Origin of the sequence: Iamia sp., from assembly GCF_035575815.1 — a bacterium.
Classification (GTDB): domain Bacteria; phylum Actinomycetota; class Acidimicrobiia; order Acidimicrobiales; family Iamiaceae; genus Iamia.
The window spans coordinates 12,565-28,152 of record NZ_DATLXO010000071.1 but is presented as its reverse complement, the minus strand read 5'-3'; the positions used below and the strand labels follow the sequence as shown (position 1 = coordinate 28,152).

Genomic DNA, 15,588 nt, shown 5'->3' with positions numbered 1-15,588 from the left:
CCGGCTTCGACATCTACCGCCAGGCCAAGCACATCCACACCAACCCGTCGACCGGGCGTGACGGCTACATGCACTTCGCCGCGCTGAGCGCCAACATCTAGGCCCGTGGAGGTCACCGCCAGCGCCCGGGCCGCCGAGGTCGTCACCGAGATGGGCGCCCTGCGGTCCGGGACGCTGACGGTCACCATCGGCACCGGCTGCTGTGAGTCCACCGCCCCGTTCCTCTACGAGGACTTCTACCCCGGGGCCGACCAGGAGCCGGTGGGCGAGGTCGCCGGTGTCGTCATCTACGCCCCGGCGTACCTCCGTCGGCTCTACCCGGGCGCACAGGGGCCTCGTCTCGAGGTCGTCGAGGACATGGGCGACTCGCTCTCGGTCGAGACGGAGCTGGGCGTGCGCCTGGCCCTGCGGGGCACCGGGCTCGACTCGGTGACCGATCCCGAGGTGTGCGCCGTCCCCGAGGGCGGTGATGCCACAGGGTCCGGCCGCACCGGCGCGCCGATCCGCAGCGCGAGACCGATCGCGGCGCGCGCCGTGACGGGGCGCCCGCCGCCCGGGCTCGAAGGCCTCCGCCTCCGCTGAGGCTCGGGATGCGCCGAGAGCGGTCCGTCGCCGGATTCGGGCCGAACCCTTGACGGAGGCGGTGCGGCGACCGACCATCAGGGGGTGACACCGATGACAGCACGACGAGGGCGGGCCGTGTTGGTCGTGTTGGTGGCGGCGACCCTGCTGGCGGCGTGCAACCCCGACCCCACCGGTGGCGCCCGCCCACCAGCGCCGGGCTCGGGTCCCGGTTACACCTCGTCGCAGCGACCGGCCACACGCGCCGACGTCGTCCACTCGTGGCGCGAGGGGTGTCCGCTGCACTGGAACGATCTCACCGTTATCCGCGTTGCCTACTGGGGCTACGACGGTGCCCGCCACGTCGGCGACATCGTCGTCCGCGACTCGGTGGCCGTCGACATCCGGGGCGCGTTCCGTTCGATCTACGACCAGCGCTTCCAGATCCGCCGCATCCACCCCGTCGACGTCTACGGCGCCGACGACGATCGGTCGATGGCCGCCAACAACACCTCGGGGTTCAACTGCCGCCGGGTGAGCGGTACGTCGGTCTGGTCCGAGCACAGCTACGGGACCGCCATCGACATCAACCCGATCCAGAACCCCTGGGTGAAGGGCTCGTCGGTCGACCCGCCCGCCGGTCGCGACTGGATCGACCGCGGCTCGGTGACGCCGGGGATGATCACGAGCGGCGATGTCGTGGTGCGGGCCTTCGCGGCCAAGGGCTGGAAGTGGGGCGGCCACTGGCAGTCCAGCAAGGACTACCAGCACCTCAGCCTCTCGGGCCGCTGACCACCCCTCGGCCGCTGGCTGGGGCCGAGATGGCGGCGAGGTGGCGGAGGTCGTGCGGTACCTTGGCCCCCGATGGCCCTCCGAGCAGCAGCGCCCGTTCCGGGCGGGCCGGTCGACGACCACCATGGGGCCGACGACGACCACGAACCGGGTCGGGTCGACGGGGAGGATCGTCCGCCGAGCCCGGGCGCCCCTGCCTCGAGGGCGCGGCGGCGTCCGCTGGTGGTGGTGCTGGTTCTCCTCGCCGTGGTCGCCCTGCCAGTGGTCACCGCGCTGGCGGTGCTGCACAGCCCCCGGTGGTACCCATCGGCGACCTGGCCCAGACCGAGCTGCGGGTCAGCGAGGCCGCCACACCCGACACGCCGCTGGTGGGCCTGCCCGGGCGCATCGGCCCCCCTGAGGACCCGGGCCACCACCCCGGCCCCGCCAACTTCTACGCCCTCGCGCCCGGCTACCGCCTGCTCGGCAGCTCACCCTTCGCCCTGCAGGTCGCCCCCGGCGCGCTGAACCTACTGGCCGTGGGCACGGCGGTGGCCCTCGCCGTCCGCCGGTGAGGAGGCTACGGCGCGTGCTCATGGATGCGCCACCTCGTCGTGGGACACGTCCGGGCAGGTTCCCCTCGCCGGGCACCGATGACCGCTGCCGGCTTCGCAGGCTCCGCCGTGCACGACCCGGCGCTCGAAGGGGTCCATCGCGGCCGACGATAGGTGCTGGTCGGGTCATCAACCGAGTGGTGGACGGGCTCAGCTGGGGCTGGGAACCTCGACGGATGGCTCGGCGGGAGCATCGTCCGCGTCGTCGAGGGCGTCGAGGGCCGCCACCGCGGCGTCGAGCATGCGGGCGGTGCAGCCGGCCATGGCCACTGGGGGAACGGCCTCGGTGACGACCACCTGGGCGAGGGCCCGGAAGGCCTCGGCCGCGGCGCTGTCGCCGAGAGCGGCGGGCACACCGGTGTCGCCGCCGGACACGACGTCGGGCTCGAGCGGGATCTGGGCCAGCAGGGGCGCGCCCGCGGCCTCGGCCAGGGCCTGTCCGCCGCCCGAGCCGAACAGGGCGTAGCTCTGCCCGTGGTCACAGGTGAAGGCGCTCATGTTCTCGACCACGCCGGCGACGCGCAGGTAGCTCTTGCGGGCCATGCTCACCGCTCGCTCGGCCACCTTCTGGGCGGCGAGGGCGGGGGTCGTGACCACCAGCACCTCGGCCCGGGGGATCAGCTTGGCCACGCCCATCTGCACGTCGCCGGTGCCCGGCGGCATGTCGACGAGCAGGTAGTCGAGGTCGTCGCCCCACACCACGTCTTGCAAGAAGTGCTGGACGCCACGGTTGAGCATGAGCCCCCGCCACATAAGCGCCGTTGCCTCGTCCTCGACGAGGAAGCCCATCGAGGTGACCCTCAGCGTGCCGGGCCCCACCGCCTTCTCGTGGGGCACCATCAGCTTGCGTCCCTCGCGCTCGACGCCCGCCAGGCGACCCTCGACGCCGAGCATCCGGGGCACGGAGAAGCCCCACACGTCGGCGTCGAGGATGCCGACGGTGAGGCCCCGAGCGGCCATGGCGGTGGCCAGGTTGACCGTGACCGATGACTTGCCGACCCCACCCTTGCCCGAGGCGACCAGGATCACCTTGGTGGTGGCGCCGATGGCGGTGTCCTCGGCCCGCTGGGACACGTTGAAGCGTGCCTTCGCCATGGCTGAGGTCTTCTGCTCGTCGGTCATCTCGGTCCACTCGATGGCCACGTGGGTGACACCGGCGGCGCCGCCGATGCGGGTGCGGATGTCGCGCTGGATCTGGGCCCGCAGCGGACACCCCGCGGTGGTGAGGGCGATGGTGACGACCACCCGGCCCTCGACGTCGGAGGTGATGTCGCGGACCATGCCCAGCTCGACGATGTCGCTGCCCAGCTCGGGGTCGATGACCCCGCGGAGCAGGCCGCGCAGCTCGTCGGGATCGACGTGGCCGGCACGGGCGGGGAGGCTCTCACCGGTGCCGGAGGCGGGGGGCGAGGAAGAGGTCACGCACAGGATTCTACCGGCGGCAACCGGGAGAACCCCGAGCCGGTCCTGTCCCCCCGTGCGGACCCGGCGATAGCGTCGGAGCCGTGAGTGAGCCCCGCGAGCGCGACGAGAGGGAAGGGCCCGAGCTCGGCGCACCGGATGGCGCCCCGGGCGACCTCGGGCGCCTGGCTGTGCTCAAGGCGCTGGGCGACAACACCCGCTACGCCATCTACCTGGAGCTGGCCCGCTCGGCGCGCCCCCTCTCCACTGCCGATGTGGCCGGTGTCCTCGACCTGCACCCCAACACGGTGCGGCCCCACCTCGAGCGCATGCGCGACGTCGGGCTGCTGCAGATCCACACCGCAGCCCGCGGCGGGGTGGGGCGCCCGCAGCACCTCTACTCCCTCGCCCCCGACGCCCCCTCGCTCGGCCTCGAGCCCGCCTCGTTCCCCACCCTGGCCCGCATGCTGCTCCGGCTGGCCACGGCGACCGGGGCCGACGCGGCCGACGCCCTCGACGTGGGCCGGGACCAGGGGCGCGTCGACGGCGACCGCCTCGGCCACCGGGGCTGCCTCACCGCCGTGGTGGCCCAGCTCGACGCCATGGGCTTCGACCCTGCCGTCGCCACCGCCGACGGCGACGGCGACGAGGGGGAGCTGGCCACCATTGCCTTCGCCCACTGTCCCTTTCGCGACCTGGCCGAGCAGCGCCCCGACCTGCTCTGCAGCCTGCACCGGGGCCTCATCGAGGGAGTCGTCGACGCCACCGGCGGCGGCGAGGTGGCGGGCTTCGGCTCGCTGGTGGACCGCACGCCCTGCCAGGTCGAGATCCGCCTCGGCGGGGCTGACCAGCCGGCGCCGGTCTGACCGGGGCCGTGGGTGGACCGGAGCGGTGGGGCGCCGCGGTGGGGCGCGTTGCGTTCCGGGCCGGTAGCATGACCGTGGTTCCGACCGGGCCACGGGGCCCGGCGCCGCCAGGAGGAACACTGACGTGATCGCCCTCACCGACAAGGCCGCCACCAAGGTCTCCGAGCTCATCACCGCCGAGGGCGAGGACAACCTCGCCCTGCGGGTCGCGGTGCGCCCCGGGGGGTGCTCGGGCTTCAGCTACGACATGTTCTTCGATTCCGAGGTCGCCGACGACGACACCACCGTCGAACACGACGGCGTCAAGGTCGTGGTCGACGCGTCGAGCGCCATGATGCTCGAGGGTGCGACCCTCGACTACGCCGACGGTCTCAACCAGGCCGGCTTCTCGATCAACAACCCCAACGCCCAGCGCACCTGCGGCTGCGGGTCGAGCTTCTCCTGACCTGAGGGCCGAGGCGCAGTCCCGGCCTCAGCGGGTGGCCAGGGCGTCGAGCCCCTCGCGGAGCTCGACCTCGTCGTAGATCACGTCGAGGCGGCGACGGAGCACCCCGTCGGCGCCGATCAGGAACAGGCACGGTTCGAACGGCAGGTCCAGGGCCGCCACCGCAGGCGCCAGGGTGGCGGCCAGGCCTTCGGCCTCGACGGCGTCGGCCGACGCGAAGACCTCCACGTGGATGAAGGCGACATCGGGTGCCGCGGCCTGGGCGGCGACGAAGAGGTCGAGCACCGGCCCGCAGATCGCGGTCTGGCAGAACGCGGGGGTCGACACCAGCAGGGCGACGGGGGCGGAGCCCAGCACGGTGGTGAGCTCGATCTCGTGGAGGTCGCACGGGGGGTCCTGCGTGCAGATCGGGTCGACGCCGCCGGCGTCGGCCACCGTCGGCGTGGTCACCGACGGGAACGCCTCGCCGGGCTGGGGGATGGCGATGTCGCCCTCGGTCGAGACCTCGAAGGCGGCGTCGACCGTGGCCCCGTCGACCTCGGTGACGGCCCGGTAGAAGCCGGGCTGGTCGATCGTGACCACCAGGGGGAAGTAGGCCCGCGGCAGCCCGGCGTCGTGGCGAGCGATCTCGAGCCCGAAGGCGACCGACCCACCGTCGGTGTCCTGCACCTCGAAGGTGAGGGTGTCGGGGGCATCCCGCACGAGGGTCCCCCGCTCGTCGCCGAGACCGAGAGCGAGGCGCGACTCCCTGCCGGCGGCGAGGCTCGCGGCGGCGTCGGTCATGCTGACGAGCACGCGACCCGAACCGGAGGCGGCGTCGTCGGGTCCGGGGGTGGCATCGGGATCGGGGTTGTCGCTCCCGCATCCGGCGAGGCCCAGGCCGCCCACCGCTCCCACCACTCCGAGCGCCGCCGCACCGCGCAGCAAGGTGCGACGACTGAGTGCGGTGCGCGCGCCGGCCGCGGGGTGAGGGGGGGAGGTGGGGGCCACGGCTCCGAACCTATGCTTCCGCGCGTGCCCGAGCCCACGCGGGCGGGTGTCGCCGGCGTCACCGGTGGCCCCGCCGCTCCGACCATCCAGATCTCGGTCGACGGCCACCAGGTCGAGCTGGCCGACGAGGGTCTGACCCTGCTCGATGCGCTGCGCGACCGCCTCGGCGTTCGGTCGCCCAAGGACGGCTGCTCCCCTCAGGGGCAGTGCGGTTGCTGCACGGTGCTCGTCGATGGCGCGCCCCGCGTCGCCTGCGTGACCCCCTTGCGGCGGGTGCGGGGCCGGGCCATCACCACCGTCGACGGCCTCGAGGACGCGGTGCGCACCACGTGGGCCGAAGCGTTCTGCGCCACCGGCGCGAGCCAGTGCGGCTTCTGCACCCCGGGGATCATCTGCCGCCTGGAGGGCGCCCGGATCAAGGGCACCGCCTCCGACGACCACAGCGCGGTCGAGCGGGCGCTGGCCGCCCACCTCTGTCGCTGCACCGGGTGGCGCCCGATCGTCGACGCCTGGGACGTCGCCACCGCGAGGTTGTCCGGCACCCCGGTGGGCGTGCGCCACCCCGCCGGTGCGACACCGGCCCGCGAACTCGACGCCGCCGCCCGCCGGGCCGCGCTCGAGGGCCATGCGGACCAGCGCGTCGCGCCCGACGTCGCCCTCGGACGCGGCGGCTTCGCCGATGATCGCGCCCCCGCAGACGCCCTCGTCGCCGTCCCCGACGGGAGAGGCGACTGGGTCGTCGCCGAGACGCTGGCCGGGGCCCGAGCGCGCTCGGGCAAGGTCCAGGGTCGGCGCACCACCGTCGAGGCGACGCCGCCGCTGTCCCTGCCGCCCGGCGAGTGGGACGCCACGCTGCGCACCTGCTGGGTGGAGCCGGCCTACCTCGAGCCCGACGCGGCCTGGTGCAACCCGGGGGCCGAACCGGTCGGCCCTCTCGTCAACGGTGGCGCCTTCGGCGGGAAGCTGTCGTCGCCGGTCGCCGCCGCCGCCCGACAGCTGGCCGATCGCTGGGGCCGGCCGGTGCGCGTGCTCCTGGCGCGCGAGGACATCGTCCGGTGGGGCCCCAAGCGCCCGCCGGTGGCGGGCGGGGCGCGGGCCGATGGCACCGGTCTCATCCGGGTGGTGGCCACTCCCCGGATCGCGGCGGCCATCACCGCCGTCGCCCCCGGGTTCGAGGTCGAGGAGGTCGAGGCGCCGGGGCCGCCGACCGACGTCGGCCTGCGCGCCGCCGGGTGGGCCGAGGCCTTGGTGCTCCTCGCCGGCGCCACCGGACGGGTGCCTCGCGTGGTCGCCCCGAGCGGCGGCGAGGCCGACGCCGAGATCGCCGCCGACGGCTCCGTGCGGGTGCGGGTGCGGGCCGGTGAGCCCCTCGACGAGGTGGTGCTCCGCTCCTACTGCGTGGGAGCGACGCACCAGGCCCTGTCGTGGATCCGCAGTGAGGGCCTGGCCGTCACCCCCGACGGCGAGGTCGAGGATCTGACCATTCGCTCCTTCGGTGTGCTCCGGGCCTCAGAGATGCCCGAGGTCACCGTCGAGGTGCAACCGGGCGGCGAGGCGGTCAACGCCTCCGATGCCGTGTTCGCGGCGGTCGCCGCCGCTGCCTGGCGGGCCGACGGTCACCCCACCGACCTGCCCACCCGCCGCTGATCCGCCTTTCTCGGGCCGTGAAGGAGCCTGGAGCCCCCTCGTCGGCCGGAACGAGGACGGCGCGCTCTCGCGCCCTGATCTCGGTGGCGGACCCGTCGGTCCCGACCAGCTCACCGCCACGTCATGGGATGAGCACGATCTTGCCGCGCGTGTGGCGCTGCTCGAGCGCCTCGAACGCAGCTCGGACCTCCTCCAGCGGATAGGTCTCGGCGATCACGATCTCGAGGTCGCCATCAGTGATCATCTGGGCCAGCTCCGCGAGCACCTTCGCGTTGGACGCCTCCGCGCCACCGACGGCTTGCACGCCGCGCTTCTCGGCGGCGTCGAAGTCGATGATGGTGTTGACGCGCTCGCGCCCGATGCCGAGGTCGAGCGCCAGACCCACGTAACCGCCGCCGAAGGTGTCGATGAAGGCATCGATGGGCCCACCGGCAGCGTCGCGGATCCGCTCGGCGAGGCCGTCGCCGTGGTAGTCGACCGGAGTCACGCCATGGTCGCGCAGCCACCCGTGGTTCGCCTCGCTGGCCAGTCCGAACACGTTGGCTCCCCGCCCGACCGCCAACTGGACCGTTGCTGATCCCACCCCGCCGGCCGCACCGGACACCACGACCACGTCGCCTCGTCCCACGCCGACGGCACGGATCACGGCATGCGCGGTGGTGCCGACGACCTTGAGCGCACCGGCCTGCTCCCACAGGACGTCGGGCGGTCGGCGCACGATGTGGTCGGTGCGAGCAGTGACGTGCTCCGCGTGACTGGCTCGACCATCGGTGAAGCCGAGCACCTCGTCGCCCACCTCGAAGTCGCTCACGTCGTCACCAAGCTCGGCCACCACCCCTGCGAGATCGCTGCCCTGCCCTGATGGGAACGTCGCCGGCCATGTGTCGTCGAGCAAGCCCCTTCGTATGGCCGACTCGCCAGGGTTGATGCCTGCCGCTCTGACCTCGACGAGGACTTCACCGGTGTCCGGGGTCGGCCGCTCGACATCGACCACCTCCAAGACGTCGACCTCGCCGTACTCGCTGAACCTCACAGCCCTCGACATGGACACCTCCTCTGATCGGCAGGGTGCGGGCGCGTCCCGGGCAAGCCTACGCCCCGAACAATGAGTCGGTACGGCCGCCCGGCACCGCAAAAGCACTTCTGACCTGCGGTTGCACCCGCCCACACGAGCTGTCCAGGAAGGCATCGCTAGCGTGGTGAGCGTCCCCGCCAGGAGCCCCCATGACCTCACCCCCGTACACCCCGGCGGCCCGCGCCGGTGACTGGATCGCCGTCTCGGGGCAGGTGCCCCTCCGTGACGGCACCTTCCTCACCGACCGGCCCTTCGCCGAGCAGATCGACGGGGTGCTCGCCAACGTGGCCGACCGGCTGGCCGAGCACGGGGCGTCGCTCGGGGATGTTGTGAAGACCACCGTCTTCCTCACCGACATGGCCGACTACCCGGTGCTCAACGAGCGTTGGATCGCCACCTTCTCCGACCCCCGCCCGGCCCGCAGCTGCGTGGCCGTGGCCGGCCTTCCCTTCGACGTGCGGGTCGAGGTCGAGGCCTGGGCCCTCACGCCCACCGACCGCTGACGGTCCCCTTCCCTGCCCGACGACGGCAGAGCGCTCCCGGCTCGGCGGGGGCGAGGTGCACCGGGCATGATGTCCCGGTGATCGGAGCCATCGTCCTTGCCGTGATCCTCGTCGTCGTGTTCCCGGTGACCGTCGCTCTGAGCGGCGCCGTCGCCTCTGCGATCCTCGGCGGGGCACTCACGTCCTCGGCTGAGTCCGACCACGAGGGCAGCGAGCTCGTCGCCCTCAACCGGTAACCCTCGGTCGGCGCCCGATCGCCTCCCGCCGGCCGCGCCCGGCGCCGGAGGGTCGTCAGACGCCCCAGCGGGACTGGCCGAAGCGGTAGCCCACGGAGCGGACGGTGGTGATCAGCCCGGCGTTCTCCTCGCCCAGCTTGGCCCGGAGCCGTCGCACGTGGACATCCACGGTGCGGGCGCCGCCGTAGTACTCATAGCCCCATACCCGGCTGAGCAGCGTCTCGCGGGTAAACACCCGACCCGGGTGCTGGGCCAGGAACTTCAGCAGCTCGTACTCCATGTAGGTGAGGTCGAGGGGGCGGCCGTCGATCGCGGCCTGGTAGGTCTCGAGGTTCAGGGCCAGGTCGCGGTACTCGATCATCTCGGGACCCGAGCCGCTGCCCGCCCGCCACAGCAGGTGGCGCAGCCGGGCCTCGAGCTCGCGCGGGTGGAAAGGGTCCAGGCAGAAGTCGTCGTAGAGGTCCTCGCGCAGCTCCAGGTCGGTCAGGCCGGCTCCGCGCACGAGGAGCATCAGGGGTTCGACGGGCACGTCGCGCTTGCGCAGGGCGCGGCACACGGCGAGGCCGGTCTCGGGCGCGTCGCCCAGCACCACGATCGCACCGCGCCAGGTGACCTCGCGGTCCATGCGGTTGACCGCGCCCTCGTCGCCCACCGCCTTCCAGGCGTGGCCGGCGAGCTCGAGGGTCTGCACCAGCTCGGGGGGCGGGGGATCGGGGTGGACGAGCCAGGGCTCGAGGACGGTCACCGCGAGCTGCTACCAGGCCGGCAGGTAGCGCTGGAGCTCGAACGGGGTCACCTGCGCCTTGTAATCGGACCACTCGCTGCGCTTGTTGCGGATGAACCAGCCGAAGATGTGCTCACCGAGCGCCTCGGCCACCAGCTCGGAGCCCTCCATGACGTCGAGGGCTTCGGCGAGGGACTGGGGGAGCTCTGCGATGCCCTCCGCGGCGCGCTCGGCGGAGGTCAGCTCGAAGACGTTGGTGGTGGCCTCGTCGGGCAGCTCATAGCCCTCGTCGATGCCCTTCAGGCCGGCGGCGAGGATCACCGAGAAGGCCAGGTACGGGTTGCAGGCCGGGTCGGGGGAGCGGAACTCGATGCGGACCGAGGAGTCCTTGCCCGACTTGGTCACCGGCACCCGGATGAGCGCCGAGCGGTTGTTGCGGGCCCACGACACGTGGGCCGGGGCCTCGGTGCCGGGGATGAGCCGCTTGTAGGAGTTCACCAGCTGGTTGGTCACCGCCGTGATCTCCCCGGCGTGGTGGAGGAGCCCGGCGATGAAGCCCCGCCCGATCTTGGACAGCCGGTAGTCGTCGCTGGAGTCGGCGAACGCGTTGCTGTCGCCCTCGTAGAGCGACATGTGGGTGTGCATGCCCGAACCCTGCACACCGGCGAGGGGCTTGGGCATGAACGTGGCGTAGGCGCCGCGCTCCATGGCGATCTCGCGGACCACCAGGCGGAACGTCATGACGTTGTCGGCCATGGTCAGGGCGTCGGTGTAGCGCAGGTCGATCTCGTGCTGGCTGGGGCTGTCCTCGTGGAAGGAGTACTCCACCGGGATGCCCATGGCCTCGAGGGTGTGGATCGTGCGCTTGCGCAGGTCCGAGGCCACATCGGCGGTGGTGAGGTCGAAGTACGAGCCGGTGTCGAGCGGCTGGGGGACCCGGGTGCCGTCACCGTCGGCGAAGTAGAAGAACTCCATCTCGGGGGCGACGTAGAAGTTGAACCCGCGCTCGCGCGCCCGGTCGAGGTTGCGCTTGAGCACGTGGCGGGGATCGCCCTCGAACGGCGAGCCGTCGAGGTTGGTGACGTCGCAGAACATGCGCGCCGCGGTCTCGTCGCTCTGCCCCCACGGCAGCAGCTCGAAGGTCCCGGCGTCGGGCCGGGCCAGGACGTCGGACTCCTGGATGCGGCTGAAACCGTCGATGGCCGAGCCGTCGAACTGCATCCCCTCCTCGAAGGCGGCCTCGAGCTCGGCGGGGGAGATGGCGAAGGACTTGAGCTGGCCGACCACGTCGGTGAACCAGAGCCGGATGAGCCGGACCCCTCGCTCCTCGACGGTGCGCAACACGTATTCCTTCTGGGGGTCCACCGAGGCATCGTCGTCGCGGGAGCCCGGCGCCGCAACCCACGAGGCGCCCAGTTCACATTGCGTTCACGGGTTGCCGGGCCCTACCGGCTCATCGGCGGATGGCCGGAGACGGCCCGGCGCCGGTGGTCGAGGAGCCGGCGGCGAGCGGATCCGGCTCCCCGGCGGGGCCCCAACTACCCTCGTCGACTGGTCCCCGACCTCGTTCACACCACGTTCACATTCGGGAAACGGCGGTGACACTGCCCGCGGGCAGGGTGCTGCCGTCACACCGCCCACCTCTGAAGCGAAGGAAGTCGCCCGTGGCGATCAAGGCCGAGTACATCTGGATAGACGGCACCGAGCCGACCGCCCGTCTGCGGTCGAAGACCAAGGTCGTCGCCGATCCTCCGGAGGAGTGGCCGATCTGGGGCTTCGACGGGTCCAGCACCAACCAGGCGCCCGGTGACCAGTCCGATTGCGTGCTGAAGCCGGTACGGGTGGTCCCCGACCCCATCCGGGGCGGCGACGACGTGCTCGTGCTCTGTGAGGTGCTCCTCATCGACATGACCCCGCACCCCACCAACACGCGGGCCGCACTGCGCGACGTCGCCGAGCGGTACGCGGACCAAGAGCCGTTGTTCGGGATCGAGCAGGAGTACACCTTCTTCTCCGACGGTCACCCCCTCGGCTTCCCGAAGGGCGGCTTCCCGGCCCCGCAGGGCTTCTACTACTGCGGCGTCGGCGCCGATGAGGTCTACGGCCGCGACATCGTCGAGGCCCACCTCGACGCCTGCCTCGAAGCGGGCCTGACGATCTCGGGCATCAACGCCGAGGTCATGCCGGGCCAATGGGAGTTCCAAGTGGGCCCGGTGTCGCCGCTCGACGTCTCCGACGAGATGTGGCTGGCGCGCTGGCTGCTCTACCGCATCGCCGAGGAGTTCGACGTGGCCGCCACGCTCGACCCGAAGCCGGTGAAGGGTGACTGGAACGGCGCCGGGGCGCACACCAACTTCTCCACCAAGGCCATGCGCGAGGGCTACGACCCGATCATCGCCGCCTGCGAGTCCCTCGGCGCCCCCGGCAAGGTCGAGGAGCACGTGAAGGGCTACGGGGCCGACATCGAGCACCGCCTCACCGGCCTGCACGAGACCGCCCCGTGGGACGAGTTCACCTACGGCGTGTCGAACCGCGGCGCATCGATCCGCATCCCGTGGCAGGTGGCCCAGGACAAGAAGGGCTACATCGAGGACCGTCGGCCCAACGCCAACATGGACCCCTACGTGGTCACCCGGCTGATCACCAGCACGGTCTGCTCCGCCGCCCTCTGAACCCGAGCGCCCGGGCCGGCCCTTCGGGGCCGGCCCTTCGTCGTGTCGGGGCGTGCGCATCGGTCGGCGCCAGGGGGCTGACAAGCTGGCTCCAACACAGCCGAGCTGCCCGCAAGCGATCCGCGAGAACGGTCAGCGAGCGGACGAGCCGTCTCCGGGCTCTCGACCCGTGCCGGTTGGTGGTCACTCCAAGGGGCGCGCCTGCGGCCGCTGATCATGAGCCCACCAGAGCACCAGGTAGACGGCGGCGGCGCAGACGGCGACACCGGCGAGGCTGAGAGGTCCAGGTTGGTCACCGAACATGAGAAGTGCCCAGATCATCGTGGCCGGCGGGGTCAGGTAGAGCAGGGCGCTGACGTGGCGCCCGAGCCTGCAGCTCGGGACGTCGCCAGTCGTCGCCCGAAACCTCGCCGCGGCACGCCGCTCGGCCGCAGCGGCATCGCATCCTGAAACCAGGTGCTCCCGAGACGGTGCCGTAGTCCAGCGTCAGCTCCTCTCCCGTGGAGATCGTCCGGCGCGCCGCGATCACATAGGGCCCGGTGAGCCACAGGACGGGGTCGCAGCTGTGGTTGCCGAAGTGGACCATCGTGGCCGTCGGCAGCACCAGGTGACGGTCCTCCTCGACCGTGATCGTGTCGACGTAGGGTGCGCCGGGATCGACCCGGGTGGCGCCGAGGAGCTCGTCCAGCTTGGCGGACGACACGAGCCGCCCGCCCAGCCGGATCACGGTCGTGTCGACGGGCAGGACCTCGGTGGCGAAGAGGCCTCGCCCGGCGATGGGCGAATCGCCCACGACGACGACCGGATGGACCCACACGTCACGAGGAGGGGCGTCCACGCACCCAGCATCGCCGAGCCGACGCCTCCGGGGCGATCCTGCCCGACGCTCGCCGCTCCATCGAACCTCGTACGGACGTGAACCTCGGTGGCACACCTCCGTACAAAGCTGGTTCTGCGACACGTCAGCCGCCTGACGTCGAGCGGGCCGACGCGACGTGATCGCTCACGCCCCGTCACCTCGAACGAGGGCCCGGTCGTGGTCGTAGGTGAGGAGCGCAACGGCCTCCACGATCGGCAGCCAGCGGACCTCGTCGACCTCGTCGTTGGGCATGAACGCGCCGCCCTCGACCTCCATGTGCCAGTAGCGCACCAGCTTGAAGCGGCCCTTGTGGTCCACATAGCGGGTTGAGTCCCGCTCGGCGCCCAGACGGCACCGCATGCCGGTCTCCTCCTCGACCTCGCGTAGGGCGCACTCCTCGTCGGTCTCGCCGGGGTCGACCTTGCCCTTGGGCAGGCTCCAGTCGTCGTAGCGGGGGCGGTGGACGAGCAGGATCTCGTCGCCCTCGATGCCCCGGCGCAGCACCAGGCCGCCCGCAGCCCGGACATCGACGAGCTCAGCCACGGCGACCCCGCCACGACCACCCCACGAGCGCCGGGAGCTGCACCGGGCCCGGTCCGCCCGCCCCCTCGACGCTGACCGGCGCCGGTCCCGGACCGCCGCCGATTGCGAGCCCGTCGGCCCGGTCAACCACGACCGGCCGGCACGGACGGCATCAGGGAAGCCACGACCATCGCTTGGGCTGGGACGCCTTGTGCCAGGCCGCCGGCCACGCCGATCGCAGCTCCGCTCGCTCGGCCCGTTCGTCGGCGGTCAGGGCCCCGAGGACGAAGGCAGCCGAGACGGCGACGCCAGGGGCGGCCATCGTGGACCGGAACCACTCCTCGGCCACGACGGTGTCCTGGTGGTCGCCGAGCACGCTCTGGACCGCCTTGGCCCCCTTGGCGGCGCGGCGGGCCGGCTTGCCGATCGCCGGCTCCACCGCCTCGGCCGCGTACCGCGCCGCCTTGGCCCGCTTCCGGACCTCGTGCAGCTCCTCGCCGGACGGCTGGTCACCGGATGACCCCACCGCCTTGCGGAGGTGGCGCCAGGGCCGGGCGACCAGATCGGGCAGGACGTCGACGGCCGGGGCCGAGGCCGACCGGCGGACGGGCGGTGCGACCGCCAGGGCGACGAGAGCGTCGAGCAGCCTCCGGTAGCGGTCCGAGCCCAAGGACTCGTGGAGCACGACCACCGCCGCGCCACGGTCGGCGGCGAGGCGGTCGAGGACGGTCGCGACCGCCGGCGCATCGCTCGCCTCGAGGGTCCGGGTCGCACCGTCCGCGATGCGCGGGGTGAGGACGTCGGCGTCGCGCACCCCGCCGAGGATCTCGCCCAACCACTTCAGCTCGCGCCGCAGTGGGTCGGTGACGTCGCGGTCGAGGAGGGGACGGAAGGTGCGGAGGTCGGAGCGCAGGCGCCGGGTCGCGACCCGCATCTGGTGCACCCCCTCGGGATCATCGCCGAGGATCGCCATGGCGTGGTGGTCGAGCAGGCGGGCCACCGAGCTGCGCACGGCCAGGGCGATGACGTCGGCCGCGGTGGGGTCGTCGGGGAGGGGGGTCACGTCGCCCTCGGGCGGCTCGAGGAAGCCGGGGCCGACCGCTCGCGCCACCTTGGGCAGGGTGCCGCCGGGCCCGGCGCCGGCCCGGCGCAGGCGGTCGATCACGGCCTCGGCCACCTCCGCCTCGGCGTCAGGAGCGATCTCGACCTCGATCTCGCGGAAGCGGGCCGCGACCCGGCCCCCGGCCATCACCGACACCTCGTCGTCGTCGATCTCGGCCAGCACCATCCCCTCCGCGTCCTTCACCAGGGTGCGGCGGCGCACCGTCATCAGCCGGGCCACCTTCCGCAACGACTGGGTGCGGACGTGGCCCGCGACGAGCAGGGCCAACCGCTCCGGGATGTCTCCCGCCGGCGCCGACACGTCGATCTCGTCGCGGGCGAGGCCCCCATCGAGGCCCGACGCGCCCGCCGGTAGCTTCAGGGTCCAGGTCTCACGGGGCCCGCGGCGGCGGTGGCGCAGGGTGATGCCCCGCCGACCGAGGCGCAGGTCCGGGGTGTCGAAGTAGGTCGCATCGAGGTCGATGGTCTCGCGTCGCGCCGTGCGGGCACCGTCGGCCACACCGTCGAGGTCCGGCAACGTGAAGGCCGGCCAGGCCGAGAGCTTGATCTCGCGTTCGATCACGGCACGATCATCGCCGCC

At 72.5% G+C, this 15,588-nt stretch carries 17 protein-coding genes and 1 pseudogene; 9 read left to right on the top strand and 9 right to left on the bottom strand.

Features of this window, described 5'->3' with window-relative positions; translation table 11 throughout:
* Nucleotides 1-105: 105 nt before the first annotated feature.
* The 3 genes from VNL12_RS07625 (at nt 106) to VNL12_RS07615 (ending at nt 1,907) form a co-directional block, all read left to right on the top strand.
* The gene (locus VNL12_RS07625) at nt 106-582 is read left to right on the top strand and encodes a DUF779 domain-containing protein (RefSeq protein WP_325593167.1); all 477 of its coding nucleotides are present in this window, start codon (nt 106-108) and stop codon (nt 580-582) included.
* 117 nt (nt 583-699) lie between these two features.
* Nucleotides 700-1,353: a M15 family metallopeptidase gene (locus VNL12_RS07620; RefSeq protein ID WP_325593165.1), complete on the top strand. Its 654-nt coding sequence runs from the start codon at nt 700-702 to the stop codon at nt 1,351-1,353.
* A gap of 296 nt (nt 1,354-1,649) precedes the next feature.
* Entirely contained in the window at nt 1,650-1,907 is a 258-nt protein-coding gene (locus VNL12_RS07615; RefSeq protein WP_325593163.1) for a hypothetical protein, read from the top strand.
* Nucleotides 1,908-2,096: 189 nt separating this feature from the next.
* On the opposite strand, the gene VNL12_RS07610 is transcribed toward VNL12_RS07615, so the two are convergent.
* Nucleotides 2,097-3,368 (bottom strand): Mrp/NBP35 family ATP-binding protein, encoded by a 1,272-nt coding sequence (locus VNL12_RS07610; RefSeq protein ID WP_325593161.1) that lies wholly within the window; start codon nt 3,366-3,368, stop codon nt 2,097-2,099.
* A gap of 83 nt (nt 3,369-3,451) precedes the next feature.
* Between VNL12_RS07610 and VNL12_RS07605 the strand changes: the two genes are divergently transcribed.
* Together VNL12_RS07605 and erpA are read left to right on the top strand one after the other, a co-directional pair.
* A complete protein-coding gene (locus tag VNL12_RS07605; RefSeq protein WP_325593159.1) occupies nt 3,452-4,213 on the top strand; it encodes a helix-turn-helix transcriptional regulator in 762 nt (253 codons plus the stop codon).
* Nucleotides 4,214-4,337: 124 nt separating this feature from the next.
* Nucleotides 4,338-4,658, top strand: coding sequence for an iron-sulfur cluster insertion protein ErpA (erpA, locus tag VNL12_RS07600; RefSeq protein WP_325593157.1), 321 nt, complete (start codon nt 4,338-4,340; stop codon nt 4,656-4,658).
* A 27-nt stretch (nt 4,659-4,685) separates the two neighbouring features.
* Here erpA and VNL12_RS07595 read toward each other — a convergent pair whose 3' ends face one another.
* On the bottom strand, nt 4,686-5,648 hold the full coding sequence (locus VNL12_RS07595; RefSeq protein WP_325593155.1) for a hypothetical protein: 963 nt from the start codon (nt 5,646-5,648) through the stop codon (nt 4,686-4,688).
* Nucleotides 5,649-5,672: 24 nt separating this feature from the next.
* On the opposite strand from VNL12_RS07595, the gene VNL12_RS07590 reads away from it, so the two are divergent.
* On the top strand, nt 5,673-7,295 hold the full coding sequence (locus tag VNL12_RS07590; protein WP_325593153.1) for a (2Fe-2S)-binding protein: 1,623 nt from the start codon (nt 5,673-5,675) through the stop codon (nt 7,293-7,295).
* A 121-nt stretch (nt 7,296-7,416) separates the two neighbouring features.
* Here VNL12_RS07590 and VNL12_RS07585 read toward each other — a convergent pair whose 3' ends face one another.
* Nucleotides 7,417-8,340, bottom strand: a complete 924-nt coding sequence (locus VNL12_RS07585) for an NADP-dependent oxidoreductase (RefSeq protein ID WP_325593150.1) — start codon at nt 8,338-8,340, stop codon at nt 7,417-7,419.
* A gap of 179 nt (nt 8,341-8,519) precedes the next feature.
* On the opposite strand from VNL12_RS07585, the gene VNL12_RS07580 reads away from it, so the two are divergent.
* Together VNL12_RS07580 and VNL12_RS07575 are read left to right on the top strand one after the other, a co-directional pair.
* Nucleotides 8,520-8,873 (top strand): RidA family protein, encoded by a 354-nt coding sequence (locus VNL12_RS07580; protein ID WP_325593148.1) that lies wholly within the window; start codon nt 8,520-8,522, stop codon nt 8,871-8,873.
* Between the two features lie 77 nt (nt 8,874-8,950).
* A complete protein-coding gene (locus tag VNL12_RS07575) occupies nt 8,951-9,109 on the top strand; it encodes a hypothetical protein (protein WP_325593146.1) in 159 nt (52 codons plus the stop codon).
* Nucleotides 9,110-9,164: 55 nt separating this feature from the next.
* On the opposite strand, the gene VNL12_RS07570 is transcribed toward VNL12_RS07575, so the two are convergent.
* Both VNL12_RS07570 and glnA read right to left on the bottom strand, forming a co-directional pair.
* On the bottom strand, nt 9,165-9,854 hold the full coding sequence (locus VNL12_RS07570) for a response regulator transcription factor (RefSeq protein WP_325593144.1): 690 nt from the start codon (nt 9,852-9,854) through the stop codon (nt 9,165-9,167).
* Between the two features lie 9 nt (nt 9,855-9,863).
* On the bottom strand, nt 9,864-11,198 hold the full coding sequence (gene glnA, locus VNL12_RS07565) for a type I glutamate--ammonia ligase (RefSeq protein ID WP_325593142.1): 1,335 nt from the start codon (nt 11,196-11,198) through the stop codon (nt 9,864-9,866).
* Nucleotides 11,199-11,497: 299 nt separating this feature from the next.
* On the opposite strand from glnA, the gene glnII reads away from it, so the two are divergent.
* Nucleotides 11,498-12,505: a glutamine synthetase gene (glnII, locus tag VNL12_RS07560; protein WP_325593140.1), complete on the top strand. Its 1,008-nt coding sequence runs from the start codon at nt 11,498-11,500 to the stop codon at nt 12,503-12,505.
* A 183-nt stretch (nt 12,506-12,688) separates the two neighbouring features.
* Here glnII and VNL12_RS20865 read toward each other — a convergent pair.
* The 4 genes and pseudogenes from VNL12_RS20865 to VNL12_RS07545 all read right to left on the bottom strand — a co-directional run.
* A pseudogene (locus VNL12_RS20865) lies at nt 12,689-12,862 on the bottom strand (EamA family transporter); the annotation flags it as partial.
* Complete coding sequence (locus VNL12_RS07555; RefSeq protein WP_349257813.1) at nt 12,798-13,298, bottom strand: SET domain-containing protein; 501 nt, start codon at nt 13,296-13,298, stop codon at nt 12,798-12,800. The gene VNL12_RS07555 and the pseudogene VNL12_RS20865, both read right to left, overlap by 65 nt.
* A gap of 210 nt (nt 13,299-13,508) precedes the next feature.
* Complete coding sequence (locus tag VNL12_RS07550) at nt 13,509-13,907, bottom strand: NUDIX hydrolase (RefSeq protein WP_325593136.1); 399 nt, start codon at nt 13,905-13,907, stop codon at nt 13,509-13,511.
* Between the two features lie 151 nt (nt 13,908-14,058).
* Nucleotides 14,059-15,570: a CYTH and CHAD domain-containing protein gene (locus VNL12_RS07545; protein ID WP_325593134.1), complete on the bottom strand. Its 1,512-nt coding sequence runs from the start codon at nt 15,568-15,570 to the stop codon at nt 14,059-14,061.
* Between the last annotated feature and the right edge of the window lie 18 nt (nt 15,571-15,588).